Here is a 7,943-nt window from a genome sequence, read left to right as displayed (position 1 = left end):
TTCTCCGGAGGTATGGACGTTGATCTGAAGCCGAGGGGGGTGAGGGCGGGGCTGTTTGGTGGCCCTTCGGCGCAGAGGGGGGCGGGCGGGGGCGGCGGCGCGGCCCCCCCCCAGGACGCCACGTCCCAGCAGCAGCCGCAGTCCCACCCGCGCTTCGAGAAGTAGCTCTCGAGAAGCCGAGAAGCGGCGACGTCACGTAGGCGACAGCCCGCGAACAGAACAGGACGCGTCATGATCGTACGGATCATGGGGGAGGGCCAGTGGAAGCTGGCCGACAGCCACCTCGCCGAGCTGAACAGACTCGACGACGAGCTGCTGAAGGAGATGGAGTCGGGGGACGAGGAAGGCTTTCGGCGCACGCTGAACGCCCTCCTGGGAGCGGTCCGGCGGCTCGGTGCGCCACTGCCGGACGAGGCGCTCGAACCCTCGGAGCTGATCCTCCCCGCTCCGGACGCGGGCCTGGACGAGGTCAAGGAGATGCTCTCCGACGACGGCCTCATCCCCGGCTGACGACCCTGAACGACGGTCCCGCCACCCCTAGGGGTGGCGGGACCGCGTGCGTCTCCCGCCGGGGCCGCCACCCCCTACCGGTGGCGGGACCGCGTGCGTCTCCCGCCGGGGGCGCGCCGGAGCGGGCACGGCCGCCCTCCCGCGCCCCGTACCGTTGTTCCCCGTGACCCCCACCGGACCCGCCACCGGCACCCTCTTCGCGCGTCTCCGCGACGGTTTCCGCGCGCACCCGCTCGCCTTCGACGCGACGCTTGCGTTCGGCGTGCTCCTCTCGATGATCGCCGGGTCCTTCACCGACCCGCACGGCAGCCCGACCGGCCCGACCTTCGGCGACCGCGTGCCCAGCCTGGCGAGCGTGTTCCTCATGGTGCTGGCGGCCGGCGCCCTGATCCTGCGCCGCCGCCACCCCTTCCACGTGCTCTGCTTCACGGTGGCGGTCAGTCTCCTGGAACTGGTCAACGACACCCGGCCCGCCACGGTCTCCATGAGCGCCGTCATCGCGCTCTACACGGTCGCCGCCCGCACCGACCGGCCCACCACCTGGAAGGTCGGCCTCGTCACCATGGCGGTGCTGACGGCCGCGGCGATGGCCTTCGGCCCCACCCCCTGGTACGCCCAGGAGAACGTCGGCCTCTTCGCCTGGACCGGCATGGCGGCCGCCGCGGGAGACGCCGTCCGCAGCCGCCGGGCCTTCATCGACGCCATCAGGGAGCGCGCCGAGCGGGCCGAGCGCACCCGCGAGGAGGAGGCGGGCCGCCGGGTCGCGGAGGAGCGGCTGAGGATCGCCCGCGACCTCCACGACGTCGTCGCCCACCACATCGCCCTGGTGAACGTCCAGGCCGGTGTCGCCGCGCACGTCATGGACAAGCGCCCCGACCAGGCCAAGGAGGCCCTCGCGCACGTCCGTGACGCGAGCCGGTCCGCGCTCGACGAGCTGCGCGCCACCGTCGGTCTGCTGCGCCAGTCCGGTGACCCGGAGGCCCCCACCGAGCCGGCCCCCGGCCTCGCCGTCCTCGACGGGCTGCTCGACAGCTTCCGCAACGCCGGGCTCCCGGTCGCCCTGGCCCGGACCGACGGGGAGCGGCCACTGCCCGCGACCGTCGACCTGGCCGCGTACCGGATCGTGCAGGAGGCGCTGACCAACGTGCGCAAGCACGCGGGCCCGGACGCCGAGGCCGAGGTGAGCGTCGTCCGGGTGGGCCGCACGGTCGAGATCACCGTCCTCGACAACGGCACGTGCACCCCCGCGCCCGATCCCGTACCCAACGGCGGCCACGGCCTGCTGGGCATGCGCGAGCGGGTCGGCGCGCTCGGCGGCACCCTGACCGCGGCCCCCCGGTACGGCGGAGGGTTCCGCGTCCAGGCGATACTGCCGGTGACGTCCCGTACGGGGGAGGACACATGACGATCCGGGTACTGCTGGCCGACGACCAGGCCCTGCTCCGCAGCGCCTTCAAGGTCCTGGTGAACTCCGAACCGGACATGGAGGTCGTCGGCGAGGCCGCCGACGGCGCCGAGGCCGTCGCCCTGGCCCGCTCCGAGCGGGCCGACGTGGTCCTGATGGACATCCGGATGCCGGGCACGGACGGCCTCGCGGCCACCCGCATGATCAGCGCGGATCCGGAGCTCGCCGACGTACGGATCGTCATGCTGACCACCTTCGAGGTCGACGAGTACGTCGTGCAGTCGCTGCGCGCCGGGGCCTCCGGGTTCCTCGGCAAGGGCGCCGAACCCGAGGAGCTGCTCGGCGCGATCCGGATCGCCCACGCCGGCGAGGCGCTGCTCTCCCCGGCCGCGACCAAGGGCCTGATCGCCTCGTTCCTCGCCCAGGGCCCCGGCGCGGACGCCGTGGGCGAGGGCGGCCGGGGCCGCACCGAGCGGCTCGCCGCGCTCACCGCCCGGGAGCGCGAGGTCCTCGTCCTCGTCGCCGGCGGTCTCTCCAACGACGAGATCGCCGAGCGGCTCGACGTCAGCCCGCTCACCGTGAAGACGCACGTCAACCGGGCCATGGCCAAGCTCGGCGCCCGCGACCGGGCCCAGCTGGTCGTCACCGCCTACGAATCGGGACTGGTACGTCCACGGGTGGAGTGACCGGGGGCTCCGGCGTACTCCAGACGCGGTATGCGCGGGATAAGGATGTGGACCCGGGGGGCGAGGACTTTCGGCCCTCGATGGCAGATCGTATAGACGGGGGCACCTCCGGCGGATCCCGCGGATCCGGTCCGGGGTCTTGGCTGCTCCCGCCCGTCGACGAGTACGCCACAGAAGAGAGACCCCATGTCCTGGCTGTCCAGATTCAGCCTCGCGCAAAGGGCCCTGATCGGGCTGATCTCCATCGTCGCCCTGGTGTTCGGGGCGATCGCGATACCGCAGCTGAAGCAGCAGCTGTTCCCCTCGATCGAGCTCCCGATGGTCTCGGTCCTCGCCCCCTACCAGGGTGCCTCTCCCGATGTGGTCGAGAAGCAGGTCGTCGAGCCCCTGGAGAACAACCTCAAGGCCGTCGACGGCCTGAAGTCGGTCACCTCCACGGCCTCCGAGGGCATGGCGCTCGTCATGGCCTCCTTCGACTACGGCGACGAGTCGACGAAGCAGCTCGTCGCCGACGTCCAGCAGGCCGTCAACCGCGCCCGCGCCGAACTGCCCGACACGGTCGACCCGCAGGTCGTGGCCGGCTCCACGGACGACATCCCGACCGTCGTCCTCGCCGCCGCCTCCGACCAGGACCCGCAGGCGCTCGCCGACCTGCTGGACCGCACCGTCGTGCCCGCCCTCGAAGGCATCGAGGGCGTCGGCCAGGTCTCCGTCACCGGCGTCCAGGACCTCCAGGTCTCCGTCACCCCGGACGACCGCAAGCTCGCCGCGGCCGGTCTCACGAGCATGAAGCTCGGTGAGGCCCTCCGCTCCGGCGGCGGCACCCTCCCGGCCGGCTCCTTCTCCGAGACGGGCAAGAGCCGCACCATCCAGGTCGGCGGCGGCTTCACCTCGCTGAAGCAGATCGAGGACCTCCGCATCCCGGCGGCCACCCCCGGCAAGGGCAAGGCGGTCCGCCTCGGTGACGTGGCCACCGTCCGCCAGGAGGAGGCGCCGCGCGTCTCCCTCACCCGGACCAACGGCAAGCCCAGCCTCGCCGTCATGGCCACCATGGACAAGGACGGCAGCGCCGTCGCCATCTCCGACGCGGTCAAGGAGAAGCTGCCCGAGCTCCGCGCCGACCTCGGCGCGGGCGCCGAGCTGACCGTGGTCTCCGACCAGGGCCCGGCCGTCGCCAAGGCCGTCTCCGGCCTGACCACCGAGGGCGCCCTCGGCCTCGTCATGGCCGTCCTGGTGATCCTGGTCTTCCTCGCGTCGATCCGCTCCACCCTGGTCACCGCGGTCTCCATCCCGCTCTCGGTCGTCCTCGCGCTCATCGTGCTGTGGACCCGCGACCTCTCGCTCAACATGCTGACGCTGGGCGCGCTCACCATCGCCATCGGCCGGGTCGTCGACGACTCGATCGTGGTCCTGGAGAACATCAAGCGGCACCTCGGCTACGGCGAGGAGCGGCAGGCCGCCATCCTCACCGCGGTCCGCGAGGTGGCGGGCGCCGTCACCTCCTCGACGCTCACGACCGTCGCCGTCTTCCTGCCGATCGGTCTGACCGGCGGCATGATCGGCGAGCTGTTCGGCTCGTTCTCGCTGACGGTCACGGCGGCCCTGCTGGCCTCGCTGCTCGTCTCCCTGACGGTCGTCCCGGTCCTCTCGTACTGGTTCCTGCGCGCCCCCAAGGGCACCTCGGAGGACCTGGCGGAGGCCCGCAGACTGGCCGAGGAGAAGGAGGAGAAGAGCCGCCTCCAGCGCCTGTACGTGCCGGTCCTGAAGTTCGCGACCCGGCGCCGGCTGACCAGCCTCGCCATCGCGTTCGTCGTCCTGATCGTCACCTTCGGCATGGCCCCGCTCCTGAAGACGAACTTCTTCGACCAGGGCGAGCAGGAGGTGCTCAGCATCCAGCAGGAGCTGGCGCCCGGCACCGCCCTCGACGCCTCCGACGCGGCCGCGAAGAAGATCGAGAAGGTCCTCGCGGACATCGACGGCGTCAAGGACTACCAGGTCAACGTCGGCTCGTCCGGCTTCATGGCGGCCTTCGGCGGCGGCACCGGCACCAACCAGGCGACCTACCAGGTCAGCCTGGAGGAGTCCGCCTCGTTCGAGAAGACCCGTGACGCCATCGAGAAGGGCCTCGCCTCCCTCGACGGCGTCGGCGACACCAAGATCGCGGCCGGTGACGGCTTCGGCAGCCAGGACCTGAGCGTGGTCGTCAAGGCCGCCGACGCCGAGGTCCTGGAGAAGGCCTCCGAGCAGGTCCGGGCCGCGATCGCCGACATCAAGGACGTCACCGACGTCCAGAGCGACCTCTCGCAGTCCGTCCCGCGCATCTCGGTCAAGGCGAAGCCCGCCGCGGCCGACGCGGGCTTCGACTCCGCCTCGCTCGGCATGGTCGTCGGACAGGCCGTCCGGGGCACCCCGACTGCCAAGGCGATCCTCGACGACAGCGAGCGGGACGTCCTCATCACCTCGGCCAAGCCGGTCACCACTCTGGCCGGTCTCAGGGCGCTGCCCCTCGGCCCGGTGAAGCTGGGCGACATCGCCACCGTCGAGCTCGTCCCCGGCCCGGTGTCCATGACCCGGATCGACGGCGCACGCGCCGCGACGATCACGGCCAAGCCGGTCGGCGACAACACCGGCGCGGTGAGCGCCACCCTGCAGCAGAAGATCGACGCGCTCGACCTGCCCGAGGGCGCCACCGCGAGCATCGGCGGTGTCTCCGAGGACCAGTCCGAGGCCTTCCTCAACCTGTTCCTGGCGATGCTCGCGGCCATCGCGATCGTCTTCATGCTGCTCGTCGCGACCTTCCGGTCGCTGATCCAGCCGCTGATCCTGCTGGTCTCGATCCCGTTCGCGGCGACCGGTGCGATCGGTCTCCTCGTGGTCACCGACACCGCGATGGGCGTCCCGGCGATGATCGGCATGCTGATGCTCATCGGCATCGTCGTCACCAACGCCATCGTCCTGATCGACCTGATCAACCAGTACCGGGCGCAGGGCCTGGGCGTCGTCGAAGCGGTGATCGAGGGCGGCCGGCACCGGCTCCGCCCGATCCTGATGACCGCTCTGGCGACGATCTTCGCCCTGCTGCCGATGGCGCTCGGCATCACCGGCGAGGGCGGCTTCATCGCCCAGCCGCTGGCCGTGGTGGTGATCGGCGGTCTGATCACGTCGACGCTGCTGACACTGCTCCTCGTCCCGACGCTCTACGCGATGGTGGAGCTCCGCAAGGAGCGCCGTGCGAAGAAGAAGGCGGCGAAGAAGGGCACGGAGATCCCGGAGCAGCCGACGCAGGCGAACTCCGACACGGACGCGGCCCTGCTGGACCGCTAGGCAGCTCGTGTACGCCGAAGGGCGCCCCGCACATCGCGGGGCGCCCTTCGGGCGCATCTCGGGGGAGAACCGTTACGGCAGAGCGAGCATCCGCTCCAGCGCGAGCTTCGCGAAGCTCTCGGTCTCCTTGTCGACCTGGATCTGGTTGACGAGGTTGCCCTCGGCCAGCGACTCCAGGGTCCACACCAGGTGCGGCAGGTCGATGCGGTTCATCGTCGAGCAGAAGCAGACCGTCTTGTCGAGGAAGACGATCTCCTTGTCCTGGTCGGCGAACCGGTTCGCCAGGCGGCGGACCAGGTTCAGCTCCGTGCCGATCGCCCACTTGGAACCGGCCGGGGCCGCCTCCAGGGTGTTGATGATGTACTCGGTCGAGCCCACGTAGTCCGCGGCGGCGACGACCTCGTGCCGGCACTCGGGGTGCACGAGCACGTTCACGCCCGGGATGCGCTCGCGGACGTCGTTGACCGAGTCCAGCGAGAAGCGGCCGTGCACCGAGCAGTGACCCCGCCACAGGATCATCTTGGCGGCGCGCAGCTCCTCGACGGTGAGCCCGCCGTTCGGCTTGTGCGGGTTGTACAGGACGCAGTCGTCGAGGGACATGCCCATGTCGCGCACGGCCGTGTTGCGGCCCAGGTGCTGGTCCGGCAGGAACAGCACCTTCGTCGTGCCGGGCTCCCCCTGCCCGAAGGCCCAGTCCAGGGCGCGCTCGGCGTTGGACGAGGTGCAGATCGTGCCCCCGTGCTTGCCGGTGAAGGCCTTGATGTCGGCCGAGGAGTTCATGTACGAGACGGGCACGACCTGGTCGGCGACGCCGGCCTCGGTCAGCACGTCCCAGCACTCGGCGACCTGCTCGGCGGTGGCCATGTCGGCCATCGAACAGCCGGCCGCGAGGTCGGGCAGGACGACCTTCTGCTCGTCGCCGGTCAGGATGTCGGCCGACTCCGCCATGAAGTGCACACCGCAGAAGACGATGTACTCGGCCTCCGGCTTGGCCGCGGCGTCACGCGCGAGCTTGAAGGAGTCGCCGGTGACGTCGGCGAACTGGATGACCTCGTCGCGCTGGTAGTGGTGGCCGAGCACGAAGACCTTGTCCCCGAGCTTCTCCTTGGCCGCGCGGGCGCGCTCCACCAGGTCAGGGTCGGAGGGCGACGGCAGGTCGCCGGGGCACTCCACGCCGCGCTCGCTCTTCGGGTCGGCCTCGCGACCGAGCAGAAGCAGGGCGAGCGGCGACGGCTGGACGTCGAGATCATGACGGGCTTGGGCCGTGGTCACGTCACGCACCCTTTCTTCGGGGAACCTTTTCGTCGAAATGACGCTATCTATCATAACCGCTTCACGTCACGTTGACGATGTCCATAGTGTCGATGTGACGAATTCGCGGTCGCCATCGCCGGACTTCCTCGTCCCCGCAGTTGGGCAGGGTGTGCGAGCATGAAGAGAGAAAGACCCACACGGCCCGGAATGAATCCGGGGCACCGTCGGTTGCAACCGTCGGCAAGCAGTCTCCGTACACACCGGGAGAGAAGCAGATGTCCGTATCGGACGAGAAGACCACTGTCAGCGACGGCATCCTCCTGTCCGACGCCGCCGCGGCCAAGGTCAAGGGCCTCCTCGAGCAGGAAGGTCGCGAGGACCTGGCCCTGCGCGTCGCCGTTCAGCCCGGCGGCTGCTCCGGCCTGCGTTACCAGCTGTTCTTCGACGAGCGTTCGCTCGACGGCGATGTCGTGAAGGACTTCGACGGCGTCAAGGTCGTCACCGACCGCATGAGCGCCCCGTACCTGGGCGGCGCCTCGATCGACTTCGTCGACACCATCGAGAAGCAGGGCTTCACCATCGACAACCCGAACGCCACGGGCTCCTGCGCCTGCGGCGACTCGTTCAGCTAGGCCGCACGGCTGTACGAACGAGGGCGGGGGGGGGGGGGGGGGGGGGGGGGGGGGGCCCCCCTTTGTTTTCCCCCCGGGGCCCCTGCAAGGGAGGACCGCCCCCGCCCCCTTCGTCGAGACCAGATAGAGGCC

6 protein-coding genes are annotated in these 7,943 nt (G+C 70.7%); 5 read left to right on the top strand and 1 reads right to left on the bottom strand.

Features of this window, described 5'->3' with window-relative positions:
• Positions 1-231 precede the first annotated feature (231 nt).
• From pspAA to ACZ4XX_RS39985, 4 genes are all read left to right on the top strand, one after another.
• A complete protein-coding gene (gene pspAA, locus ACZ4XX_RS40000; RefSeq protein ID WP_468512733.1) occupies positions 232-510 on the top strand; it encodes a PspA-associated protein PspAA in 279 nt (92 codons plus the stop codon).
• Between the two features lie 163 nt (positions 511-673).
• Complete coding sequence (locus ACZ4XX_RS39995) at positions 674-1,915, top strand: sensor histidine kinase (protein WP_468512732.1); 1,242 nt, start codon at positions 674-676, stop codon at positions 1,913-1,915.
• Positions 1,912-2,601, top strand: coding sequence for a response regulator (locus ACZ4XX_RS39990; RefSeq protein WP_468512731.1), 690 nt, complete (start codon positions 1,912-1,914; stop codon positions 2,599-2,601). Before ACZ4XX_RS39995 ends, ACZ4XX_RS39990 begins: the two co-directional genes overlap by 4 nt.
• A 186-nt stretch (positions 2,602-2,787) precedes the next feature.
• The gene (locus tag ACZ4XX_RS39985) at positions 2,788-5,925 is read left to right on the top strand and encodes an efflux RND transporter permease subunit (protein ID WP_468512730.1); all 3,138 of its coding nucleotides are present in this window, start codon (positions 2,788-2,790) and stop codon (positions 5,923-5,925) included.
• A 72-nt stretch (positions 5,926-5,997) separates the two neighbouring features.
• Here ACZ4XX_RS39985 and nadA read toward each other — a convergent pair whose 3' ends face one another.
• On the bottom strand, positions 5,998-7,206 hold the full coding sequence (gene nadA, locus ACZ4XX_RS39980; RefSeq protein ID WP_468512729.1) for a quinolinate synthase NadA: 1,209 nt from the start codon (positions 7,204-7,206) through the stop codon (positions 5,998-6,000).
• A gap of 248 nt (positions 7,207-7,454) precedes the next feature.
• Between nadA and ACZ4XX_RS39975 the strand changes: the two genes are divergently transcribed.
• Positions 7,455-7,811: a HesB/IscA family protein gene (locus ACZ4XX_RS39975; RefSeq protein WP_056645451.1), complete on the top strand. Its 357-nt coding sequence runs from the start codon at positions 7,455-7,457 to the stop codon at positions 7,809-7,811.
• Positions 7,812-7,943 lie beyond the last annotated feature (132 nt).

The organism is Streptomyces sp. NPDC029956 (genome assembly GCF_055574655.1).
This window is presented reverse-complemented; position numbering and strand designations above follow the sequence as displayed.

Coding starts and splice junctions, on each gene's coding strand:
- pspAA (WP_468512733.1), top strand. CDS start 232: ATGATCGTACGGATCATGGGGGAGGGCCAGTGGAAGCTGGCCGACAGC.
- ACZ4XX_RS39990 (WP_468512731.1), top strand. CDS start 1,912: ATGACGATCCGGGTACTGCTGGCCGACGACCAGGCCCTGCTCCGCAGC.
- ACZ4XX_RS39985 (WP_468512730.1), top strand. CDS start 2,788: ATGTCCTGGCTGTCCAGATTCAGCCTCGCGCAAAGGGCCCTGATCGGG.
- ACZ4XX_RS39975 (WP_056645451.1), top strand. CDS start 7,455: ATGTCCGTATCGGACGAGAAGACCACTGTCAGCGACGGCATCCTCCTG.